Annotated in this window: 1 protein-coding gene and 1 pseudogene; both read left to right on the plus strand. The window is 49.2% G+C overall.

The genetic code is table 11. The annotated features are described in order from the left end of the window. Window positions 1–216: pseudogene (locus tag B3143_RS12195) on the plus strand (50S ribosomal protein L2); the annotation flags it as partial. 19 nt (window positions 217–235) lie between these two features. Then, the coding region (locus B3143_RS12200) for a ribosomal protein S19 family protein (RefSeq protein ID WP_286740728.1) at window positions 236–354 on the plus strand (119 nt) is incomplete at its 3' end.

Genomic DNA, 354 nt, shown 5'->3' on the forward strand with positions numbered 1-354 from the left:
TCACTAGGTAAAGCTGGTGCATCACGCTGGCGTGGTGTTCGTCCTACCGTTCGTGGTATGGCGATGAACCCAGTTGATCACCCACACGGTGGTGGTGAAGGGCGTAACAAAGGTATTCAACCTGTAAGCCCATGGGGTCAAAAAGCTAAAGGGTACAAAACACGTACCAATAAGCGTACGACTAAGATGATTATTCGCGACCGTCGCGTTAAGTAACAAGTAAAGGAATCTGACAATGCCTCGTTCTCTGAAAAAAGGCCCATTCGTCGATGCGCACTTGTTCGCTAAGGTTGAAGCGGCTATCGCGGCTAATAACCGTAAGCCGATCAAAACTTGGTCGCGTCGTTCGATGAT

Origin of the sequence: Acinetobacter sp. UBA1496 (assembly GCF_002324975.1) — a bacterium.
Classification (GTDB): Bacteria; Pseudomonadota; Gammaproteobacteria; order Pseudomonadales; family Moraxellaceae; genus Acinetobacter; species Acinetobacter variabilis.